Below are 21182 nucleotides of genomic sequence, written 5' to 3'. Positions count from 1 at the left end.
TCCTCAGTCGAAGGGGGTTCCCTCATCGGTAAGGGTTCGGGGGTGCCCTTGGTCTTTGGCAGGACAGGGCAGCGGACCTCGGTGGAAGTCCGTCGGCGACTGTAACTCCCTGATCGATGATCGATCAAAGGGTTGAGGGCCAAAAAGTCTTGATTCCGAGAAAGTAGGCACCCGGTGCCTTCAGCGATGGCACCGGGTGACGCGAAAACGCCTTGTTTTCGCAGGTGGGGCGGCGTTTGAGCGAGGGTCTGCTCGGCTGTACCAGGCGCGTCAGGCGCGCGGCGCGCAGCCGAGGACGTGCGACTTCACCAGCTCCGCGATGCGCGGATCCCGCCGCTTGAACGCCTGCACCAGCTCCTCGTGCTCCTCCGCGTACGACTGCTGCACCGTGCCCAGCCAGCGGATCGACAGCGCCGTGAACACCTCGATGCCCAGGCCCTCCCAGGTGTGCAGCAGCACCGAGTTGTGCGCCGCGCGGACCAGTTCGCGGTGGAAGCCGACCGTGTGGCGCACCTGGGCCGTGCCGTCCGCGTTCCGGTCGGCCTCGTACAGGGCCAGGACGTGCGGCTCCAGCGCCGAGCAGTCCCCCGCGAGGCGCTCCGCCGCCAGCTCGGCCGCGATGGCCTCCAGACCGGCCCGGACCGGGTAGCTCTCCTCCAGGTCGGCCGCGGTCAGGTTGCGCACGCGTACGCCCTTGTTGGGGGCCGACTCGATCAGGCGCAGGGACTCCAGCTCGCGCAGGGCCTCACGGACCGGGGTCTGGCTGACCTCCAGCTCGGTGGCGATCCGGCGCTCCACGATGCGCTCACCCGGCTGCCAGCGCCCGCTGACGATCCCCTCCACGATGTGCTCGCGGATCTGCTCGCGCAGCGAGTGGACGACGGGCGCGGTCATGAGGGCTCCTTAGGGAGGGCTGACGTTTAGACAATAAGGCCGGTCCGCTCCGCGGGTAGGGCGCGTGGGGGTGCTTTTGCGCAGGTGAGACAAGGCTTACACGCGCCCCGTGCAGACAAACACGAACACCCCGCCCGGAGAGGCTCCGGACGGGGTGCTCGTACAGGACGGGACCGAAGGGCTACAGGCCCAGCTCGACCTCGAACTCGCCCGCCTCCAGGATCGCCTTGACCGCCGTCAGGTAACGGGCCGCGTCGGCGCCGTCGACCAGGCGGTGGTCGTAGGAGAGGGTCAGGTAGGTCATGTCGCGGACGCCGATGACCGTGCCCTCCTCGGTCTCGATGACGGCCGGACGCTTGACCGTGGCACCGATGCCGAGGATCGCGACCTGGCCCGGCGGCACGATGATCGTGTCGAAGAGCGCGCCGCGCGAACCGGTGTTGGAGATGGTGAAGGTCGCGCCGGACAGCTCGTCGGGCGTGATCTTGTTGGCCCGGACCTTGCCCGCCAGCTCGGCCGTGGCCTTGGCGATGCCCGCGATGTTGAGGTCGCCGGCGTTCTTGATGACCGGGGTCATCAGGCCCTTCTCGGAGTCCACCGCGATACCGATGTTCTCGGTGTCGAAGTAGGTGATGGTCCCCTCGGCCTCGTTGATCTTGGCGTTGATGACCGGGTGGGCCTTCAGCGCCTGCGCGGCGGCCTTGACGAAGAACGGCATCGGGGAGAGCTTGACGCCCTCGCGGGCCGCGAAGGAGTCCTTCGCCTTGGCGCGCAGCTTCATCAGGCGGGTGACGTCGACCTCCACGACCGACGACAGCTGCGCCTGCTCGTGCAGCGCCTTGACCATGTTGTCGCCGATGACCTTGCGGATGCGCGGCATCTTGACGGTCTGGCCGCGCAGCGGGGAGACCTCCAGCGCCGGGGCCTTCCTGGCGGCGGCCGGGGCGGCGGCCGGAGCCGGAGCGGCGGCGGCCGCCTTCGCGGCCTCGGCGGCGGCGATGACGTCCTGCTTGCGGATACGGCCGCCGACGCCGGTGCCCTTGACGGCGGACAGGTCGACACCGTTCTCGGCGGCGAGCTTGCGCACCAGCGGGGTCACGTACGCGCCCTCGTCCGTCGCCTGGGTGGCGGTCGGGGAGGTGGGCGCGGTGGCCGGGGTGACCGGAGCCGGAGCCGGAGCCGGCGCGGGCGCCGGAGCGGGCGCCGGGGCCGGGGCAGCGGCGGTGGGCGCCGGAGCCGGGGCCGGGGCCGGAGCCGGAGCCGGAGCGGGAGCCGGGGCCGGGGCCGGAGCGGGAGCCGGGGCCGCGGCCGGGGCGGCCGGAGCCGGAGCGGCACCCGGGGCGCCGATGACGGCGAGCTTGGCGCCGACCTCGGCGGTCTCGTCCTCGCCGACCGTGATCTCCAGCAGCACACCGGAGGTGGGCGCCGGGATCTCGGTGTCGACCTTGTCCGTGGAGACCTCGAGCAGCGGCTCGTCGGCCTCGACGGAGTCGCCGACCGACTTCAGCCAGCGGGTGACGGTGCCCTCGGTGACGGACTCACCGAGCGCGGGCAGGACCACGTCCGTGCCCTCGGCGCCACCGGCCGGGGCGGCCGGAGCGGCCTCGGCGGCGGGGGCCGGAGCGGGGGCGGCCGGAGCCTCGGCGGCCGGGGCCGGGGCGGGCTCGGCGGCCGGAGCCGGGGCGGGGGCCTCGGCGGCGGCGGGGGCCGGCGCGGCGGCGGGCGCGCCCGAGCCGTCGTCGATCAGGGCCAGCTCGGCGCCGACCTCGACGGTCTCGTCCTCGGCGACCTTGATGGAGGAAAGCACGCCGGAGGCGGGGGCCGGGATCTCGGTGTCGACCTTGTCGGTCGAGACCTCGAGCAGCGGCTCGTCGGCCTCGACGCGTTCGCCCTCGGCCTTCAGCCAGCGGGTGACAGTGCCCTCGGTGACGCTCTCACCGAGCGCCGGAAGGGTTACGGAAACCGCCATGGTTTCGGTTGCTCCTAACGAATTGCGGAAGTCTGTGTCGTCGCGCCCGTTGACCGAAGGCTCAGTCGTGGGAGTGCAGCGGCTTGCCGGCCAGGGCCAGGTGGGCCTCGCCGAGCGCCTCGTTCTGCGTCGGGTGGGCGTGGATGAGCTGGGCGACCTCGGCAGGCAGCGCCTCCCAGTTGTAGATCAGCTGGGCCTCGCCGACCTGCTCACCCATGCGGTCGCCGACCATGTGGACGCCGACGACGGCACCGTCCTTGACCTGGACGAGCTTGATCTCGCCCGCGGTCTTGAGGATCTTGCTCTTTCCGTTGCCCGCCAGGTTGTACTTCAGAGCGACGACCTTGTCCGCGCCGTAGATCTCCTTGGCCTTGGCCTCGGTGATACCGACGGAGGCGACCTCCGGGTGGCAGTACGTCACCCGCGGGACACCGTCGTAGTCGATCGGAACGACCTTCAGACCGGCCAGACGCTCCGCCACCAGGATGCCCTCGGCGAAGCCGACGTGCGCGAGCTGGAGCGTCGGGACGAGGTCACCGACGGCGGAGATGGTCGGGACGTTCGTGCGCATGTACTCGTCGACGAGGACGTAGCCGCGGTCCATCGCGACCCCGGCCTCCTCGTAGCCCAGGCCCTGCGAGACCGGGCCGCGGCCGACCGCCACCAGCAGGACCTCGGCCTCGAACTCCTTGCCGTCGGCCAGGGTGACCTTCACGCCGTCCTGGGTGTACTCGGCCTTCTGGAAGAAGGTGCCCAGGTTGAACTTGATGCCGCGCTTGCGGAACGCGCGCTCGAGAAGCTTCGAGCTGTTCTCGTCCTCGACCGGGACGAGGTGCTTGAGGCCCTCGATGACCGTGACGTCCGAGCCGAAGGACTTCCACGCCGAGGCGAACTCGACACCGATGACACCGCCGCCCAGGATGATCGCGGACTTCGGCACGCGGTCCAGGACGAGGGCGTGGTCGGAGGAGATGATGCGGTTGCCGTCGATCTCCAGGCCCGGCAGCGACTTCGGCACGGAGCCGGTCGCCAGCAGGACGTGGCGGCCCTGGATGCGCCGGCCGTTCACGTCCACGGAGGTGGGGGAGGACAGCCGGCCCTCACCCTCGATGTACGTCACCTTCCGGGACGCGATGAGCCCCTGCAGACCCTTGTACAGGCCCGAGATCACGTCGTCCTTGTACTTGTGGACGGCCGGGACGTCGATGCCCTCGAAGGTGGCCTTCACACCGAACTGCTCGCTCTCGCGGGCCTGGTCGGCGATCTCGCCCGCGTGCAGCAGGGCCTTGGTGGGGATGCAACCCCGGTGCAGGCAGGTGCCGCCGACCTTGTCCTTCTCGATCAGGGCGACGTCCAGGCCCAGCTGCGCCCCGCGCAGGGCCGCGGCGTAACCACCGCTACCACCGCCGAGGATCACTAGGTCGAAAACGGTGCTGGCGTCGTTCGCCACGTCACGTCCTCCATGCATGTGCGCCGTACGCCGGTCTCCGATGACCGGCAGGCGGCTGGTGTCCGGCCGCTTGATGCTTCGGCCCTTCGGTGGGGGCCCTGTCCTGCCGGGCTCCATCTTTGCACTTGTCGGAGGGGATCGAGACGCCGGGCCCGTGTGTGAGACGTCCCACGTTCACCGGAAAACGAAGGCCCGCCGCGACAGGGGCGCGGGGAACTGCGCGGACGAGCCCCACGCCCCTGCGGACGCCGTACTGCCGACCGGACCGAGCCGCCGGGCGACTCAGCCCAGGTCACCCGCAGCGGTCAGCTCGGCCAGCCGCACCAGCGTACGCACGGCGGAACCGGTACCACCCTTGGGTGTGTACCCGAAGGGCCCGCCCTCGTTGAACGCCGGTCCGGCGATGTCGAGGTGCGCCCACGTGATGCCCTCGCCCACGAACTCGCGGAGGAAGAGACCGGCGACCAGACCGCCGCCCATCCGCTCGCCCATGTTCGCGATGTCGGCCACGGACGAGTCCATGCCCTTGCGCAGGTGCTCCGGCAGCGGCATCGGCCAGGCCGGCTCGCCGACCTCCTCCGCCGCCTCGTACACCGCCGAGCGGAACGCGTCGTCGTTGGCCATGACACCGAACGTCCGGCTGCCCAGCGCCAGCATCATCGCGCCGGTCAGCGTGGCCACGTCCACGATCGCGTCCGGGCTCTCCTGCGAGGCCGCCCACAGCGCGTCGGCGAGCACCAGCCGGCCCTCGGCGTCCGTGTTGAGCACCTCGACCGTCTTGCCGCTGTACATGCGCAGCACGTCACCCGGGCGCACGGCGGAGCCGGACGGCATGTTCTCGGCCAGCGCCAGCCAGCCGGTCACGTTGACCTCCAGCCCGAGGCGCGCGGCGGCGACGACCGCGGCGAACACGGCGGCGGCACCGCTCATGTCGCACTTCATCGTCTCGTTGTGGCCGGCCGGCTTCAGCGAGATGCCGCCCGAGTCGTAGGTGATGCCCTTGCCGACGAAGGCCAGGTGCTTCTCCGCCTTCGGGTGCCGGTACGTCAGCTTCACCAGGCGCGGGGTGGCCGTCGAACCGCCGCCGACGCCGAGGATGCCGCCGTAGCCGCCCTTGGCCAGGGCCTTGTCGTCGAGCACCTGCACCTTGAGGCCGTGCTCCTTGGCCGCGGTCTGCGCGATGCCGGCGAAGATCGCGGGGGTGAGGTCGTTCGGCGGCATGTTGATCAGGTCGCGGGCGCGGTTCAGCTCCTCGCAGACCGCGACCGCGCGGGCGAGCGCGGCCTTGTGGGCGGCGTCGCGCGGCTTGCCCCCGAGCAGCGCGGCCTCGGCCAGCGGCGCCTTGCCGTTCCTGGCCTTGGCGGTCTTGGCGTCCTGGGCGCCGCCCTTGTAGGTGTCGAAGGAGTAGGCGCCGAGCAGGATGCCCTCGCCGATCGCGCCGACGGCGCCGGGGCCGTCCACGGGCAGCGCGAACGCGGCCTTCCGGGACCCGGTGAGCGCGCGGGCGGCCACGCCGGCGGCCCTGCGCAGCGCCTCGGCGTCGTAGCCGTCCTCGCCGTCCTTGTCGTCGGGCTCCGCGCCGAGGCCCACCGCCACCACGAGCGGGGCCTTGAAGCCGGCCGGTGCGGGCAGCTTCGTCAGCTCGCCCTCGGCACCGGAGGCGCCGAGGGTCTCCAGGACGCCGGCCAGCCTGCCGTCGTACGCCTTGTCCACGGCCTCGGCGCCCGGCGCTACGACGGGCCCCTGGGCGCCCTTGGCGACACCGATCACGATCGCGTCGGCCCGCAGGCCGGGCGCCGCGGCGGTGCTGAGAGTCAGAGCAGTCACGGTGGTGAAATCTCGCTTCCGATGTGAAGTTGCAGTGGCCGAAATGGGGTGGGTCGACCGGGCCCGAGAGCCGACCCTAGGTCCATGCCTGGGGACAGGTGGCAACCGGGGCCTTCACCCTGTCGGCGAACACCCGGGACGAGACTACGCGCGTGGGTGCGTTCGCTCATTCCTTCGGGTGTTCGCTCGTGCGCGATGTCGCGTCCACTTCGTCCCTCGCTCGTCGGGTCTCCCGCCGGGTCCGGCGCCCGTGGCCGGACGCCCCGGGACGGAAGGCGCTACCGGCCGAGGGCCAGCACCACGAGGGACACGGTCGCGGCCGTCTCGGCAACCGCCCCGAACACATCTCCGGTCACCCCGCCGAACCGGCGGACGCACACCCGCAGCAACACCTCGGCCCCACCGGCCCCCGCCCCCACCGCCGCGGCGACCCGGAGGCCCGCCACCCCGGCCACCGCCACCACCCCGACCGCGACTGCCACGGCGACAGCCCCCGGCACCACCCCGGCCACCGCCGCCCCGAGCCCCTCCGGGCGGGCGGCCGGCACCCCCGCGCGGGCGGCCAGGGTGAGGGCCAGCCGGGCCGCGACCGCCGAGGCCACGGCCGCCACCGCACCCCGGCCCCAGGAGTCGTCGTAGAGCTGCGCCAGCACGGCGACCTGGGCCAGCAGCACCAGGACGAGGGTGAGCACCCCGAACGGCCCGATGTCCGACTGCTTCATGATCCGCAGCGCGTCCTCGGCGGGCTTGCCGCTGCCCAGTCCGTCGGCGGTGTCGGCGAGCCCGTCGAGGTGCAGGCCCCGGGTCAGCGCGGCCGGTACGGCGACCGAGGCGACGGCGGCGAGCAGCGGGCCCGCGCCGAGGAGGAGCAGCAGCACACCGAGCCCGGCCGCGCAGCCGCCGACGACCAGCCCGGCCACCGGCGCCGACAGCATGCCTCCGCGCGCGGCCACCCGGTCCCAGCGGTGCACCCGGACGGGCAGCACGGTGAGGGTGCCGAAGGCGAACCGGAGACCGTCGAGGGCAGAGGATCTTTGCACCGGCGCAGGGTACCGGGCGGCCGGAGGGCCACCGACCGGCGCCGGGGATACAGTGCGCACATGGGGCACTGGTGGGTGCGGAACATCGTCGAGCCGGGCAAACTCCCGCTGCTGCTCGCCCTCGCCGCCTTCGTGCTGACCTTCGTCGTCACCCGGGTCATCACCCGTCTGATCCGGGCCGGCAAGGGCCCGTTCGGCAACGTCAAGGCGGGCGGGCTGCACATCCACCACGTGGTTCCCGGGGTCCTGCTGACCGTCGTCGGCGGCTTCGGCGCGGTCGCCAGCGACCGGCACGGCGCCGGCGGGACCGTCTCCGCCGTGCTGTTCGGGATGGGCGCGGGCCTGGTCCTGGACGAGTTCGCGCTGATCCTGCACCTGGACGACGTCTACTGGACCGAGGAGGGCCGCAAGAGCGTCGAGGTCGTCGTGCTCACCGCCGCCCTCGTGGGCCTGCTGCTCGCCGGCTTCTCCCCGTTCGGCGTCAACGACCTGTCGCAGGAGGAGCTCCAGAGCCGCGGCGACGTCCTCGCCACCATCGCCGGGAACTTTCTCCTCTCGCTCATCGCCCTGGCCAAGGGCAAGGCCCGCACCGCAGTCGTCGGAGCGATCGTGTCGCCGGTCGCCCTGGTCGGCGCGATCCGGCTCGCCCGCCCCGGCTCCCCGTGGGCCCGCCGCTTCTACGGCCGCCGCCCCCGCGCCCGCGCCAAGGCCGCCCTGCGCGCCTACCGGCACGACCGCCGCTGGGCCGGGCCGAGCCGCGCCGTTCAGGACTGGATCGGCGGCAGACCCGACCCGCGTCCGGCGCGCCTGCCCGGCCGCAAGTGACGGAAGGCGCGGCGCGGCCGGCTCGCCCGCTGCTGCCGCAACGCCGCCAGCAGGCACAGCACCCCCACCGCCATCAGTGCGGCCAGGTGCTCCTTGCCCGCCAGGTTCTCCTTCACCAGCACCTCGACGACCATCGCCAGGGTCACCGCACCCGCCGTCACATAGGCGCCGTACCGCCAGGCCACGAACACCGCGAGCCCCACGACGGCCGCCGACGGGCCGGTGTCCACCACCTGCGCGTCGGTCCACGGCAGCCCGAACGGGGCGTGTCCGCCGAGGGTGATGCCCAGGCGCGCGTACAGGGTGCCGGCGAGCGTGGCGACGTAGGCGATGACCAGCGTCCGCCACCAGCCCAGGCACAGCTCGGCGATCCCGAACACCAGCAGGATCTGGGCCAGTGCCCCCCACACCGGCAGGTCCAGCGCGGGCACGAACAGCGACAGGGGCGTGCGCAGCAGGGCCAGCCACAGCGGGTCCTCGGCCCGTACGGCACCCAGGTTCTGCACCGGCTGGTAGCCCCAGGGCTGGTTCTGCACGTACTGCAGGAACGCCGTCAGGCCCACCGCGGCGACCGACATCGGGACCGCCGCGAGCCCCCGTCGGCGCAGGGGCTCGCGCGCGGCGGCGCACAGCGGTCCCCACTCGGCACGTGCCCAGCGGGCCAGGGCCCTCATCGCACGTTCCTCGTCGTACGTTCCCCCGTCGAGCGTTCCGGCCATCTAGCGTTCCCCCGTCGAGCGTGTCTCATCGGTGCGTGTCCAGGTGCCTGCGGTGCAGCCACTTCGGCAGCCCCGGCGCCTCCAGGAAGCCTTCCGCGCGGGCCGAGGCGAGGCCGATGCGCAGCAGGTCCGCGCTCTTCTCGAAGAGCAGGAACCGCGGCTCCCAGATGGGCCGGTACTTCGCGTTGGCGCGGTACAGCGACTCGATCTGCCACCAGCGTGAGAAGAAGCTGAGCAGCGACCGCCACAGCCTCAGCACCGGACCGGCACCGAGACGTGCGCCACGTTCGAAGACCGACCGGAACATCGCGAAGTTCAGTGAGACCTGCGTGATCCCGATCTCGCCGGCCCGCCGCAGCAACTCGATGACCATGAACTCCATCAGCCCGTTGGCGGAGCCGTCGGCGTCCCGGCCGCGGCGCATGAGGTCCAGTGACAGCCCGTGCGGCCCCCACGGCACGAAGCTCAGCAGCGCCCGCAGCCGGCCCTCGGCGTCCGTGCACTCCAGCATCACGCACCGGCCGTCGCCGGGGTCCCCGAGCCGGCCCAGCGCCATGCTGAAGCCGCGCTCGGTGGCGCCGTCCCGCCAGTCGTCGGCCCGTTCGAGGAGGTACGCCATCTCATGCGCCGGGATGTCCGCGTGCCGCCGGATGCGCACCCGGTACCCGGACCGCTGCACCCGGTTGTACGCCTGCCGGACGGTGCGCATCGCCCGGCCCTCCAGGGTGAACTCGGCGACCTCCACGATCGCCTCGTCCCCGAGTTCGAGCGCGTTCAGGCCGTGCCGGGAGTAGACCGTCCCGGCCTCCTCGCTCGCCCCCATCACCGCCGGGATCCAGCCGTGCGCCCGCGCCTGGGCGAGCCACGGCACGATCGCCCCCGGCCACGCCTCCGGATCCCCGATCGGGTCCCCGGACGCCAGGCTCACCCCGCCGACCACCCGGTAGACGACGCCCGCCTTGCCCGTCGGCGACCACACGACGCTCTTCTCCCGGCGCAGCGCGAAGTAGCCGAGCGAGTCGCGGTCGCCGTGCCGCTCCAGCAGCTCGCGCAGCCGCTTCTCGTCGTCCTCGGTGAGCGGGTCCACGGCTCGCCGGGACCGGAAGGCGGCGTACAGGACGGCCAGGAGCAGGGCCGTACTGAGCACGTTGACCGCCACGTTGGCCCAGTTCGGCGGGTCGATGCCCGGGAAGTGGGACTCCTCGGCGGCCACGGAGACCAGCCGCAGGGCGCCGTAGTGCCAGCGCTCCGGGAACGTCGACCGGGCCGCGTCCGGCGCCTGGTTGGTGACCGTCACGAGCAGCCCGGCCAGCAGGCTCGCCGCCAGCCCGCCGCCGACGGCCACCGTGGCCGCGAGCCGCGGGTTGGACCGGTCGCCCTTGGCGTAGAACTCCCGCCGGCCGACGAGCAGAGCGCCCACGAAGGCGGCCGTCAGCGCCAGGGAGACCCAGTTCTGCGGGTACCGCCGGATCTCCGGGAACGCCATGGCGAACGCGAACAGCGCGAGGAAGAGCCCGCTCACCACCAGGTTGAGGATCCATGCGGCGCGCTTGCGGCGCCGCATGGTGATCGCCAGGAAGGCGGTGAACACACCGGAGGCGAAGCCGGCCGTCAGCAGGTACGGCGTGAAGAAGTCGTCCTGGTTGTGCCGGCGCACGTCCTGGCCGAGCGAGACCCACACCGCGCTGAGGAAGTTGACGAAGGCGACGGTCCGCAGGTACCAGACGACGAACGCGGCGGCCCGCCGGGAAGCCGCCGGGGACCGCCGCACGCGCTCACCCGTCCGCGCCGCCTCGACTCGCTGCTCCACGGCAATTCGGGCATCTCCCATGGAGCAGGATCATATGGGTCACGGCCATGGCGAACCGCACTTTTCACCCGCGCGAGGACGCCGCCCTTCCGCTTCCCCCGCATCACTCTTCTCGGTCGGCCCCTTTTCCGTCGTCGCGCTTCTCCGCCGGTCACTCTTCTCCGCCGCAACAACGCTCAGCCGAAGCGGCGCGGTCCGGCGGTGCCGAACCGGCCGCGAGCGACTACTCCGTCTCCGGCGCCTCCACTGCCTGCGCCGCCTCGGCGCCCGCCGTCTCCTCGGCGGCCGGCTTCTCCGGCAACTCCGCGGCCAGCGCGGCCGCGGCCCGTACCAGCGGCAGCGCCAGCAGCGCGCCGACGCCCTCGCCGACCTTCACGCCCTGCTCCAGCAGCGGTTCGAGGGCCATCCGGTCCAGCGCCTTCGCCTGCCCCGGCTCCCCGCTGTCGTGGCCGGCCAGCCACCAGTCCGGCGCCCGGAACGCGACCCGCTGGGCGACCAGCGCGCACGCGGCGGCCACGACCCCGTCGAGGATCACCGGCAGCTTCCGCACCGCGCACTGGAGCAGGAACCCGGTCATCGCCGCGAGGTCCGCCCCGCCCACCGCCGCCAGCAGCTGGAGCTGGTCCCCGAGCACCGGCCGGGCCCGCCGGAGGGCGTCCCGGATCGCCGCGCACTTGCGCATCCACGCCAGGTCGTCGATCGCGACCCCGCCCCGCCCGGTCACCACGGACGCGTCGGTCCCGCACAGCGCGGCGATCAGCACCGCCGCCGGCGTGGTCCCGCCCACACTGACATCGCCGAGCACCACGAGATCGGTACCCGAGTCGGCCTCCTCGTCGGCGACCGCGACACCCGCCAGCAGCGCGGCCTCCGCCTCCTCCACGGTGAGCGCGTCCTCGATGTCGATACGGCCGCTGCCCCGCCGCACGCGGTGCCGTGTCACGTCCTTCGGGAAGACGTCCGGCTCGCAGTCCAGCGCCATGTCCACGACCCGTACCGGCACCTCCAGTCGGCGCGCGAGCACGGACACCGGGCCGGCACCCTCCAGCACCGCCCGCACCAGCTGCTCCGCACCGCCCGCGGGCCGCGCCGACACGCCCAGCTCGGCGACGCCGTGGTCACCGGCGAACAGCACCACCCGCGGCCGTTCGACCGGCCGCACCGGTACGGTGCCCCGCGCCGCCGCCAGCCACTCGCCCAACTCGTCCAGCCGGCCCAGCGCCCCCGGCGGCACGATCTGGCGCTCCCGCCGGGCCTCGGCGTCACGGCGCACGCCCCCGTCCGGGCGCTCGATCAGATCGGTGAAGTCGTCCAGATTAAGGCTGCTCATTCGCCGAACAGTACCGCCAGAGAACGAGCGCTCCGGCGCCACATCGCCACCACACCCCCGCGACGTCTTTGCACCTCGGACAGGTATCCCATACGTTCCGGTTTGCCGCGGAATGTCGCACAGGGAGCCGCCCATGCCGACCTCGCCCCTCACCCCGCAGACCACCACCCCCCTCGACCCCTTCCAGGAGCCGCGCCGTGAGGACTGCCCCTGGTGCGGCTCCCGCAGGCTGCGCACCCGGGTGCGCGCCCCCGACCCGCTGCGGCACCGGCCGGGCACGTTCGTCCTCGACGGATGCCGGGACTGCGGCCACGCCTTCCAGAACCCGCGGCTCACCGCGGAGGGCATCGCCTTCTTCCACCGGGAGTTCTACGACAGGCACCTCGACGAGCTCACCGCCCGCGTCCTCTCGCCCCGGGCGGTCCACCGCCGGCACCGCACCACCGCCCGGCGCCTGTCGGCCCTGCCGGAGCCGGAGAGCTGGCTGGACGTCGGCACGGGGTACGGCCGCTTTCCCGAGGCGGCGAAGGAGTTCTTCCCCTACACCAGCTTCGACGGGCTCGATCCCGCGGCCCGTGTGGAGCAGGCGCTGCTGGCGGGGCGGGTGGAGGAGGCGCACCGGGGCTACCTGGCGACGCCGGGGACGGCTGCGCGGCTGCGCGCCCGCTACGACGTGGTCACCCTGTTCCACCACCTGCAGCACGCGCCCGACCCGCGCGCCGAACTCCGCGCCGCGCTGACCGTGCTGCGGCCCGGCGGTCACCTGGTCGTCGAACTCCCGGACCCCCGCTGCGTCTTCGCCACGCTGCTCGGCAAACGGTGGCTCCCCTACGGCCAGCCGCGCCACCTGCACCTGCTGCCCCCGGCCAACCTGCGCGCGGAGCTGGAGACCCTGGGCTGCACGATCCTGGTCACGGACCGCAGGGATCCGCACCTGCCCTACGACCTCGCAGCCGCCGTCGCCCTCTCCCTGGCCCGCAGCCACCCACTGCTCCGGCTCGCGGCGAGCCCCCTCCTGGACGTGGCCGCGGCACTGGACCATGTCCTGGCCCCCTTCCTCCGCCGCACCCGCTTCTCGAACGCGTACCGCATCGTGGCGCGGAAGTCGCCCTAGCCGCGGGCACGCGGGGGCTGGTCGCGCCGTTGCCCGGCTCACCCCCGGAGCACCAGCGCCTGCCCGGCGACGACCAGCAGCACCTGCTCGCACTCCGCCCCGAACGCCGCGTTCAGGCGCCCCAGTTCGTCCCGGTACCGCCGCCCCGAGGCCGTCGCCGGGACGATCCCGGAACCGACCTCGTTGGACACCGCCACCACGGTCCGCCGGGTGGCCCGCACCGCGGACGCCAGCTCCCGCACCCGCTCCCGCAACGCCTTCTCGCCACCGCCCGCCCACTCCGCGTCGTCCCACGCGCCGACGGAGTCCATCACATCGGTCAGCCACAGCGACAGACAGTCGATCAGCAGCGGCGGCCCGTCCTCGGCGAGCAGCGGCACCAGGTCCGTCGTCTCCGTCGTACGCCACGACCCCGGCCGCCGCTCCCGGTGCGCGGCCACCCGCGCCGCCCACTCGGTGTCCCCGCCCCGCGTGCCGCCCGTCGCCACGTACAGCACGTCCGGGAAGGCCTCCAGCCGCCGCTCCGCCTCCACCGACTTGCCCGAGCGCGCCCCGCCCAGCACCAGCGTCCGCCGCGGCACGTCCGGCACCTCCTCGTACGCCCCGACCACCAGCGTCGTACCGTCCGGCACCGCCCGCGCCCCGGCCGCCGCGAGCCGGCGCCGCAACTCCGCGCCCGGCGGCACGTCGTGGTCCAGGTGGACGGCGAGCACGTCCGTCGTGGGGCCGACCGAACCCACCGCGCGCAGCCGGGCGAGCGCGTCGGGGCGCCCGACGACGTCCGCGAGGAGCATGTCGTACGACTCCGCCGTCGCCTCCTCCAGACCGGCCGGCGCCCCGCCCGGCGGCAGGTACAGCAGCCGCTGCCCGTCCGGCCCGGTCACCGCGTACCCGGTGCCGCCCGCGTCCATCGCCACCGCCCGCACCCGATGCCCCGTCAGCAGCGCCAACTCCCGCCCGTCCGGCACCCGCCCGGGCTGCGGCAGCCCGGCCGGCACCTCCACCGCAGGGCCGTCGTGCGGATGGGACAGCAGCACCTGCCGTACCCCGCCCAGCGAATGCCCGGCGCGCGCGGCCGCGAAGGCCGCACCCGGCGTCAGATCGAGCAGCAGCGCGCCGTCCACCAGCACCGCGGTCGCGGCCCGTGCGTCCGGCCCGAGCGCGGTCGCACAGGCGGCACAGGAACAGTCGGGGCGAGGCAGTCCCACGGGGGAGCCGGTACCGAGCAGAGTGATGTCCACAGATCGATTTTCGCCTCTCCGAGCAGGTCTTGCGCTTCCGGCTAGGCTCTCGGCAGGTGTTGGATCAAAGGAGGCCCACATGACGGCATGGACGTGGCGGTTCGAGAAGGCCGACGGGACGGAGGTCCAGCCGGCGGTGCAGCCCGAGGAGTTCACCACCCAGGGCGACGCCGAGTCCTGGATCGGCGAACACTGGAAGGCGCTGCTGGAGGGCGGGGCCGACCAGGTGCGGCTGTTCGAGGAGACCACCGAGATCTACGGGCCCATGAGCCTGCACGCCGACGCCTGAGCCGGCCGGCGGGGCGAGAAGGTGGGGAGGGGGCCGCCGGGCCGCTCTCCTCACTGCTCGCCCAGCGTCACCTGGACCGTCTTCTCCGTGCCGTCGCGCAGGTACGTCACCGACGTCCGTCCGCCCGGCCTGCCGGCCGCCAGGGCCTCGGCGAGCGAGGTGATGGTGGTGATGGGCTGGTCACCCACCTTGGTGATGATGTCCCCGGGCAGCAGGCCCGCCCGTGCGGCCGCGCCGCCGGCCCGGACGCTGACCACCGCCACCCCGACCGGCCGGTAGCGGTCGTCCACGACGGTCCGCGCCGTGATGTCGAGGGCCGCCCGCCCGGAGTCGACGACCTTGCCCTGCCTGACGATCTGGTCGGCGATCGTCCGCACCATCGACGCCGGGATCGCGAACCCGATGCCCGGCGCCGCGCTGCCGCCGAGGCTCGGGTCGGCCGCCGCGAGCGTCGGGATGCCGATCACCTGCCCGTCGAGGCCGACCAGGGCGCCGCCGCTGTTGCCCGGGTTGATCGCGGCCGACGTCTGCACCATGTTCGCGATCGTCGCGCCCGTACCGCCTGCGTCGTCGCCCTCGCTGACGGTCCGTCCGGTCGCCGAGACGATCCCCTGGGTCACGCTGGACGACAGCCCCAGCGGCGACCCCATCGCCAGCACGATCTGGCCGACCTCCACCTTGTCGGAGTTCCCGAACACCGCCGGTTTCAGCCCGTCCGGCACCCGGTCCAGCCGGATCACGGCCAGGTCCTGCTCGGGGTAGGAGTAGACCAGGCTCGCGGTGAGCGGCTCCTCGCTGTTGGCCGTGGTCACCTGGAAGGTCTTCTCCGACCCGACGACGTGCGCGTTGGTGACGATGTGTCCGTTGCCGTCGTACACCACCCCGGAGCCCAGGTCGTGGCTCGCCTGGATCTGCACGACCGACGGCAGGACGTCCTTGATGACCCTCTGGTACTGGTTCTGCAGGTCGCTCGCGGCCATCGGCACGCCCGCCCGGGCGCCCTCCGGAGCCGTCGCCGTGGTGTCCGGACCGGCCGGGACGGCCGGAACCGTGCAGCCGGCGGCGAGGGCGGCGCAGCACGCCAGCGCGGCGGCGCGGACGGCCGTCCGCGGGGCACGCGCGCGGGTACGGGAAGCGTCCATGCCCCGAGTCTCACCGGAAGGTGATCATCCGTCCCGTGCTGTTGCCCCGAACGGGCTCAGCCGCGTACCCCGCACAGATGCAGCAGCGCCGCCACCCCGCGATAGGGGTCCGTACGCCCGGCCCGCTCCTCCACCGCCAGCAGCGTCCGGAGGTCGTCGGGTATCGCCGCGTCGTCCGCCGCCGTGTCCGTGAAGACCCGGACGCCGTACCAGGCGTGCAGCGGCGCGGCGATGCCGGCGAGCGTGGCGGTCAGGGAGGCCAGACGGTCGGCGCGGACGTCCAGGCCGAGGCGGTTGCGGTAGGCGGTGGTGTCGAACGCGGCCAGGGCGCCGGCCCAGTCACCGGTCAGGCCCGGGCGCATGGCGAGCGCGTCGCCGTTGCGAACCAGGAGGGAGAGCAGGCCGCCGGAGGCCAGCATCCGGGCCAGGCCCGCCACCAGTGGGTCGGGCTCCTCGACGTACATCAGTACGGCGTGGCACAGCACCACGTCGAAGCTGCCCGGCAGGAAGTGCACGCCGGTGTCCCGCCCGTCGCCCTGCACCAGCCGGACCCGCTCCCGGATGCCCTCCGGTTCCCGGGCCACGGCCTCCCGGGCGGCGGCGATCATCGTCGCGTCCTGCTCGACCCCGGTCACCTGGTGACCGAGCCGGGCCAGCCGCAGCGCCTGCTCGCCCCGGCCCATCCCCACGTCGAGCACCCGCAGCCGCCGTCCGACCGGGAACCGCCCGGCTATCTGCTCGTCCAGCTGCCGCGCCACCAGCTCCTGGCTGACGACATCCCGCAGACCGCCCAGCCTGTTCGGCCGGGCCTCGGCCGCGCGCCCGGTGAAAGCGTCAGCGCTCAGGGCCGCTCTCCGCGCTTGACCTGCGGCTTCGGCAGCCGAAGCCGGCGCATCTGCAGAGACCGCATCAGGGCGTAGGCGACCGCACCGCGCGTGTTCTCGTCACCGAAGCGCTCCTTGAGCCGCTTCTTCAGCCGGAAGCCGCTGAACGCCGCGTCCAGCACGATCAGCACGATCACGACCAGCCACAGCAGCAGCGCGATGCTCTGGATCGCGGGCACCCGCACCACGCTCAGCACCAGGATGACCACGGCGAGCGGCAGGAAGAACTCCGCGACGTTGAAGCGCGAGTCCACCCAGTCCCGGGCGAACCGGCGGACCGGGCCCTTGTCCCGGGCGGGCAGATACCGCTCGTCGCCGCCGGCCAGCGCCTGGCGCTGCCGCTCCAGCGCCCGCCGCCGCTCCTCGCGCTGGCGCTTGGCTGCCTCCTTGCGGTTCGTCGGCGTGTGGGCGACGCTGCGGCGCTGGGACTGGGCCTCACTGCGCTTGGGCGTGGGCCTGCCCTTCGGGGCCTGCGGGTCACGGGTCTGCTTGGAGTCGGTCACCGCCGCCTTGTCGGCGGGGGCCTTCTCTTCCTTGGCACGGCTACGGAACACAAAACCCAAGGGTAAGGGCTGCACCGGCATGGACCCCAGTCCGGTGGGGAACGATCCGGCAACGCCGGACGTCTTCAGAGGGACAGCGCGGGGACGGATGCGGTGGGGATCCGGGTGGATCACCTACTCCTCACGCCGGAGCGGTGCGGTCCGCAGTCGTCCTCGGGGATGAGCGCATCACCCCGCGAACAGTGCGGTAATGGAAGCAGGGCCCGTACTGTGGGTCCTGTCGCAGGATCGGTGAGCTGGAGTCCGTCAGAAGGGGGCGCGCGAAGCCCATGAGCGGTGTCATGAAGCGTATGGGGATGATCTTCCGCGCGAAGGCGAACAAGGCCCTTGACCGGGCCGAGGACCCGCGCGAGACCCTCGATTACTCCTACCAGAAGCAGCTGGAGCTGCTGCAGAAGGTGCGGCGCGGCGTGGCCGACGTGGCGACCAGCCGCAAGCGCCTGGAGCTCCAGCTCAACCAGCTCCAGCAGCAGTCCGCCAAGCTGGAGGACCAGGGCCGCAAGGCGCTCGCGCTCGGCCGGGAGGACCTGGCCCGCGAGGCGCTGTCTCGCAAGGCCGCGCTCCAGCAGCAGGTCACGGACCTGGAGACGCAGCACGCGACCCTCCAGGGCGAGGAGGAGAAGCTCACCCTGGCGGCCCAGCGCCTCCAGGCCAAGGTGGACGCCTTCCGTACCAAGAAGGAGACCATCAAGGCCACCTACACCGCCGCCCAGGCCCAGACCCGCATCGGCGAGGCCTTCTCCGGCATCTCCGAGGAGATGGGCGACGTCGGCCTGGCCATCCAGCGCGCCGAGGACAAGACCGCCCAGCTCCAGGCCCGGGCCGGCGCCATCGACGAGCTGCTCGCCTCCGGCGCCCTCGACGACCAGTCCGGCATGCACAAGGACGACATCCAGGCCGAGCTGGACCGGCTCTCCGGTGGTACGGATGTAGAGCTGGAACTGCAGCGCATGAAGGCCGAGCTGGCCGGGGGCTCCCCGCAGCAGGCCATCGAGGGCGGCACCGGTCAGGGGCAGTCCCAGCAGCAGCCGCAGGACACCCCGCGCTTCGACAAGCAGTAGCCCGGCGCCGGGGCCCGAGCCGAGGAGGCCGACGTGATCGTACGGATCATGGGGGAGGGCCAGGTGAGGCTGGACGACAGCCACCTCGCCGAGCTGAACCAGCTGGACGACGAGCTGCTGGCCGAGATGGAGAGCGGCGACGAGGACGGCTTCCGCCGCACCCTCGGCGCCCTCCTGGACGCCGTCCGCCGGCTCGGCACGCCGCTGCCGGACGCCTCGCTGGAGCCGTCCGACCTGATCCTGCCGTCGGCCGACGCGACGCTGGAGGAGGTCCGGGAACTGCTGAGCGACGAGGGGCTGATCCCGGGCTGAGCACACGAGCGCCCCGAGAGCCCGGGGCGCCCGTGATCCGGCACGTGCCCACCGCCCGCGCGTTTCCCCGCGCCCTTTGGCCGCGCTCTGGGCCGTCGCGGTCCGGCGGACCCTCGCGGTCGCGTGGCCCTTGCCCTGCGCGCCTTGGCCCGCGCTCTGAGCCCCGTGGCCTTGTGCCCTTGGCTGCGTTCCGACGGTCGTGACCCCGCCCTTGGCCGTGCGGCCGTGCTTTGGGCCGTCGCGGTCGCGTGTCCCTTGTCCGCGTCCTCGGCCCTCGCGGCCCGCGCCCCTTGGCCGTGTTCTCGGCCTTCGCGGCCCTGCCGCTTGGGCCGTGCTTTGGGCCCTCGCGGTCGCGTGTCCCTTGGCCGTGTTCTCGGCCTTCGCGGCCTCGCTCCTTGGGCTGCGCTCTCGATCCCTGCGGCTCCGCGGCCCTTGGCTGCGCTCTCGATCCCTGCGGCTCCGCGCCCCTTGGGCTGCGCTCTCGATCCCTGCGGCTCCGCGGCCCTTGGCTGTGCTCTCGATCCCTGCGGCTCCGCGGCCCTTGGCTGTGCTCTCGATCCCTGCGGCTCCGCGGCCCTTGGCTGTGCTCTCGATCCCTGCGGCTCCGCGCCCCTTGGGCTGCGCTCTCGATCCCTGCGGCTCCGCGCCCCTTGGCTGCGCTCTCGGCCCCCCGCGGCCCCGCACCCCTCGGCCGCGCTCTCGGCCCCCGCGGCCCGGTGCCGGAACCGTACTGTTCCTCCGTGAGCACTCTCGAACGCGCCCGGTGCAGTCTCAGGGCGCACCCCCTCGCGCTGGACGCGGCCCTCGCGGCGGGCGTGCTGGCATGCATGGTCGCCGGTTCCTTCGCCGTGCCCCGGCGCGAGCACGGCGTCGTCTGGGAGCTGCGGATCCCCGACGTCCTGAGCCTGCTGCTGATGCTGGCCGGCGCGGCGGCGCTCGTCTTCCGCCGCCGCACCCCGCGCACGGTCCTGGCCGTCACCGGCACGGTGTCCCTCGTCGAGTTCGTCACCGGCGACCCGCGCACCCCGGTCGCGATGTCCGCCGTCGTCGCCCTGTACACCGTGGCCGCGACCACCGACCGGTCCACCACCTGGCGACTCGGCCTGCTCACCATGACCGTGCTGACGGCCGCCGCCATGCTCGCCGGCCCGCTGCCCTGGTACGCCCAGGAGAACCTGGGCGTGCTCGCCTGGACCGGCATCGGCGCCACCGCCGGGGACGCCGTACGCAGCCGCCGCGCGGTCGTCCAGGCCATCCGGGAGCGCGCGGAACGCGCCGAGCGCACCCGTGAGGAGGAGGCGCGCCGCCGGGTCGCGGAGGAGCGGCTGCGCATCGCCCGCGACCTGCACGACGTCGTCGCCCACCACATCGCCCTCGTCAATGTGCAGGCCGGCGTCGCCGCCCACGTCATGGACAAGCGGCCCGACCAGGCCAAGGAGGCCCTCGCGCACGTCCGGGAGGCCAGCCGCAGCGCGCTGAACGAACTCCGCGCCACCGTCGGCCTGCTCCGTCAGTCCGGAGACCCGGAGGCCCCCACCGAACCGGCCTCCGGCCTGAGCCGGCTGGAGGAGCTGGCCGACACCTTCCGCAGCGCGGGCCTGCCGGTGGCCGTGGCCCGCGCCGACCAGGGCACCGAACTCCCGGCCGCCGTCGACCTGGCCGCCTACCGGATCGTCCAGGAGGCGCTCACCAACGTGCAGAAGCACGCCGGTCCCGACGCCGAGGCCGAGGTGAGCGTCGTACGGGTCGGACCGAACGTGGAGGTCACCGTGCTGGACGACGGCTCGGGCGCGGCCGGCGAGCCGGCGGCCGGCGGCGGGCACGGGCTGCTCGGCATGCGCGAGCGGGTCACCGCCCTCGGCGGCACCCTGACCACCGGGCCCCGCTACGGCGGCGGCTTCCGGGTCCATGCGATCCTGCCGGTCAAGACGACGACGGCCCAGGGGGAGCCCGTATGACCATCCGTGTCCTGCTCGCCGACGACCAGGCACTGCTGCGCAGCGCGTTCCGGGTGCTGGTCGACTCCGAGCCCGACATGGAGGTGGTGGGGGAGGCCTCCGACGGCGCGGAGGCGGTCCGCCTGGCCCGGGAGCACGGCCCCGACGTCGTCCTCATGGACATCCGGATGCCCGGCACCGACGGTCTCGCCGCGACCCGGCTGATCAGCGCCGATCCCTCCCTCGCGCAGGTCCGTGTGGTCATCCTGACCACGTTCGAGGTCGACGACTACGTCGTCCAGGCGCTGCGGGCCGGCGCCTCCGGCTTCCTCGGCAAGGGCAGCGAACCCGAGGAGCTGCTGAGCGCCATCCGGGTCGCGGCCGGCGGCGAGGCGCTGCTGTCCCCGGCCGCCACCAAGGGCCTGATCGCCCGCTTCCTCGCGCAGGGCGACGACGGCGACGGCCGCGACCCGGCCCGCTCCGAGCGGCTAGGCGCGCTGACCGGCAGGGAGCGGGAGGTCCTCGTCCAGGTCGCCGGCGGCCACTCCAACGACGAGATCGCCGAACGCCTGGCGGTCAGCCCGCTGACGGTGAAGACGCACGTCAACCGGGCCATGGCGAAGCTGGGCGCGCGCGACCGGGCGCAGCTCGTCGTGATCGCGTACGAGTCGGGGCTGGTCCGTCCGAGGATGGAGTGATCTCCACCCCCGCGTACTGCGCGCGGAGTAGGGGCGCGATAAGGGAACGGGACCTGGGGCCTACGGAACGGGCCCCC

The 21182-nt window shown here is 73.3% G+C and carries 19 protein-coding genes; 7 read left to right on the top strand and 12 right to left on the bottom strand.

Translation table 11 applies throughout. The features are described 5' to 3' along the window. Positions 1–270: 270 nt before the first annotated feature. The 5 genes from S1361_RS11990 to S1361_RS11970 all read right to left on the bottom strand — a co-directional run bounded on the left by S1361_RS11990 (position 271) and on the right by S1361_RS11970 (position 7180). Positions 271–894, bottom strand: a complete 624-nt coding sequence (locus S1361_RS11990; RefSeq protein WP_208031838.1) for a GntR family transcriptional regulator — start codon at positions 892–894, stop codon at positions 271–273. Positions 895–1075: 181 nt separating this feature from the next. Continuing rightward, positions 1076–2863, bottom strand: coding sequence for a 2-oxoglutarate dehydrogenase, E2 component, dihydrolipoamide succinyltransferase (gene sucB / locus S1361_RS11985; protein WP_208031837.1), 1788 nt, complete (start codon positions 2861–2863; stop codon positions 1076–1078). A gap of 61 nt (positions 2864–2924) precedes the next feature. Further along, positions 2925–4313 carry a dihydrolipoyl dehydrogenase gene (gene lpdA / locus S1361_RS11980; RefSeq protein WP_208031836.1) on the bottom strand — a complete coding sequence of 463 codons (1389 nt, stop codon included), beginning with the start codon at positions 4311–4313 and terminating at the stop codon, positions 2925–2927. Positions 4314–4595: 282 nt separating this feature from the next. Next, complete coding sequence (locus S1361_RS11975) at positions 4596–6140, bottom strand: leucyl aminopeptidase (protein ID WP_208031835.1); 1545 nt, start codon at positions 6138–6140, stop codon at positions 4596–4598. 278 nt (positions 6141–6418) lie between these two features. Further along, positions 6419–7180, bottom strand: coding sequence for an adenosylcobinamide-GDP ribazoletransferase (locus tag S1361_RS11970; RefSeq protein WP_208031834.1), 762 nt, complete (start codon positions 7178–7180; stop codon positions 6419–6421). Between the two features lie 60 nt (positions 7181–7240). On the opposite strand from S1361_RS11970, the gene S1361_RS11965 reads away from it, so the two are divergent. Continuing rightward, a complete protein-coding gene (locus S1361_RS11965; RefSeq protein ID WP_208031833.1) occupies positions 7241–8005 on the top strand; it encodes a hypothetical protein in 765 nt (254 codons plus the stop codon). Here the strand turns inward: S1361_RS11965 and S1361_RS11960 are convergent. The 3 genes from S1361_RS11960 to cobT all read right to left on the bottom strand — a co-directional run bounded on the left by S1361_RS11960 (position 7945) and on the right by cobT (position 11864). Beyond that, positions 7945–8679 (bottom strand): hypothetical protein, encoded by a 735-nt coding sequence (locus S1361_RS11960; RefSeq protein ID WP_208036561.1) that lies wholly within the window; start codon positions 8677–8679, stop codon positions 7945–7947. The genes S1361_RS11965 and S1361_RS11960 overlap by 61 nt on opposite strands. Positions 8680–8749: 70 nt before the next feature. Beyond that, positions 8750–10555, bottom strand: a complete 1806-nt coding sequence (locus tag S1361_RS11955) for a phosphatidylglycerol lysyltransferase domain-containing protein (RefSeq protein ID WP_243769145.1) — start codon at positions 10553–10555, stop codon at positions 8750–8752. Between the two features lie 202 nt (positions 10556–10757). After that, positions 10758–11864: a nicotinate-nucleotide--dimethylbenzimidazole phosphoribosyltransferase gene (gene cobT, locus S1361_RS11950; RefSeq protein WP_208031832.1), complete on the bottom strand. Its 1107-nt coding sequence runs from the start codon at positions 11862–11864 to the stop codon at positions 10758–10760. A gap of 133 nt (positions 11865–11997) precedes the next feature. Here cobT and S1361_RS11945 point away from each other — a divergent pair, with 133 nt between their 5' ends. Next, positions 11998–12978 carry a class I SAM-dependent methyltransferase gene (locus S1361_RS11945; RefSeq protein ID WP_208031831.1) on the top strand — a complete coding sequence of 327 codons (981 nt, stop codon included), beginning with the start codon at positions 11998–12000 and terminating at the stop codon, positions 12976–12978. 38 nt (positions 12979–13016) lie between these two features. Here the strand turns inward: S1361_RS11945 and S1361_RS11940 are convergent, their stop codons facing one another. Beyond that, on the bottom strand, positions 13017–14219 hold the full coding sequence (locus tag S1361_RS11940; RefSeq protein WP_208031830.1) for a bifunctional adenosylcobinamide kinase/adenosylcobinamide-phosphate guanylyltransferase: 1203 nt from the start codon (positions 14217–14219) through the stop codon (positions 13017–13019). A 79-nt stretch (positions 14220–14298) separates the two neighbouring features. Between S1361_RS11940 and S1361_RS11935 the strand changes: the two genes are divergently transcribed. After that, positions 14299–14508 carry a hypothetical protein gene (locus S1361_RS11935; protein ID WP_208031829.1) on the top strand — a complete coding sequence of 70 codons (210 nt, stop codon included), beginning with the start codon at positions 14299–14301 and terminating at the stop codon, positions 14506–14508. A gap of 50 nt (positions 14509–14558) precedes the next feature. On the opposite strand, the gene S1361_RS11930 is transcribed toward S1361_RS11935, so the two are convergent. From S1361_RS11930 to S1361_RS11920, 3 genes are read right to left on the bottom strand one after another with little or no spacing between them, the layout of a single operon-like run. Beyond that, entirely contained in the window at positions 14559–15650 is a 1092-nt protein-coding gene (locus S1361_RS11930; protein ID WP_208031828.1) for a S1C family serine protease, read from the bottom strand. Between the two features lie 56 nt (positions 15651–15706). After that, entirely contained in the window at positions 15707–16444 is a 738-nt protein-coding gene (locus tag S1361_RS11925) for a class I SAM-dependent methyltransferase (protein WP_243769512.1), read from the bottom strand. A 47-nt stretch (positions 16445–16491) separates the two neighbouring features. Then, positions 16492–17118, bottom strand: coding sequence for a DUF3043 domain-containing protein (locus S1361_RS11920; protein ID WP_208031827.1), 627 nt, complete (start codon positions 17116–17118; stop codon positions 16492–16494). A 260-nt stretch (positions 17119–17378) separates the two neighbouring features. Here S1361_RS11920 and S1361_RS11915 point away from each other — a divergent pair, with 260 nt between their 5' ends. The 4 genes from S1361_RS11915 to S1361_RS11900 all read left to right on the top strand — a co-directional run bounded on the left by S1361_RS11915 (position 17379) and on the right by S1361_RS11900 (position 21105). Then, the gene (locus tag S1361_RS11915) at positions 17379–18158 is read left to right on the top strand and encodes a PspA/IM30 family protein (protein WP_208031826.1); all 780 of its coding nucleotides are present in this window, start codon (positions 17379–17381) and stop codon (positions 18156–18158) included. A 33-nt stretch (positions 18159–18191) separates the two neighbouring features. After that, the gene (gene pspAA / locus S1361_RS11910) at positions 18192–18470 is read left to right on the top strand and encodes a PspA-associated protein PspAA (RefSeq protein WP_208031825.1); all 279 of its coding nucleotides are present in this window, start codon (positions 18192–18194) and stop codon (positions 18468–18470) included. Between the two features lie 740 nt (positions 18471–19210). Next, positions 19211–20428 (top strand): sensor histidine kinase, encoded by a 1218-nt coding sequence (locus S1361_RS11905; protein WP_208031824.1) that lies wholly within the window; start codon positions 19211–19213, stop codon positions 20426–20428. Continuing rightward, a complete protein-coding gene (locus S1361_RS11900; RefSeq protein ID WP_208031823.1) occupies positions 20425–21105 on the top strand; it encodes a response regulator in 681 nt (226 codons plus the stop codon). The genes S1361_RS11905 and S1361_RS11900 overlap by 4 nt, the downstream gene beginning before the upstream one ends. Positions 21106–21182 lie beyond the last annotated feature (77 nt).

The sequence above is a fragment of the Streptomyces cyanogenus genome (genome assembly GCF_017526105.1).
In the GTDB taxonomy this organism is placed as follows: Bacteria; Actinomycetota; Actinomycetes; order Streptomycetales; family Streptomycetaceae; genus Streptomyces; species Streptomyces cyanogenus.
Note: the sequence above shows the minus strand (reverse complement) of the source record. Positions and strands in the feature narration are given on the sequence as shown.

Coding starts and splice junctions, on each gene's coding strand:
- S1361_RS11990 (WP_208031838.1), bottom strand. CDS start 894: ATGACCGCGCCCGTCGTCCACTCGCTGCGCGAGCAGATCCGCGAGCAC.
- sucB (WP_208031837.1), bottom strand. CDS start 2,863: ATGGCGGTTTCCGTAACCCTTCCGGCGCTCGGTGAGAGCGTCACCGAG.
- S1361_RS11965 (WP_208031833.1), top strand. CDS start 7,241: ATGGGGCACTGGTGGGTGCGGAACATCGTCGAGCCGGGCAAACTCCCG.
- S1361_RS11960 (WP_208036561.1), bottom strand. CDS start 8,679: ATGAGGGCCCTGGCCCGCTGGGCACGTGCCGAGTGGGGACCGCTGTGC.
- S1361_RS11955 (WP_243769145.1), bottom strand. CDS start 10,555: ATGGGAGATGCCCGAATTGCCGTGGAGCAGCGAGTCGAGGCGGCGCGG.
- cobT (WP_208031832.1), bottom strand. CDS start 11,864: ATGAGCAGCCTTAATCTGGACGACTTCACCGATCTGATCGAGCGCCCG.
- S1361_RS11945 (WP_208031831.1), top strand. CDS start 11,998: ATGCCGACCTCGCCCCTCACCCCGCAGACCACCACCCCCCTCGACCCC.
- S1361_RS11935 (WP_208031829.1), top strand. CDS start 14,299: ATGACGGCATGGACGTGGCGGTTCGAGAAGGCCGACGGGACGGAGGTC.
- S1361_RS11930 (WP_208031828.1), bottom strand. CDS start 15,650: ATGGACGCTTCCCGTACCCGCGCGCGTGCCCCGCGGACGGCCGTCCGC.
- S1361_RS11920 (WP_208031827.1), bottom strand. CDS start 17,118: ATGCCGGTGCAGCCCTTACCCTTGGGTTTTGTGTTCCGTAGCCGTGCC.
- S1361_RS11915 (WP_208031826.1), top strand. CDS start 17,379: ATGAAGCGTATGGGGATGATCTTCCGCGCGAAGGCGAACAAGGCCCTT.
- S1361_RS11900 (WP_208031823.1), top strand. CDS start 20,425: ATGACCATCCGTGTCCTGCTCGCCGACGACCAGGCACTGCTGCGCAGC.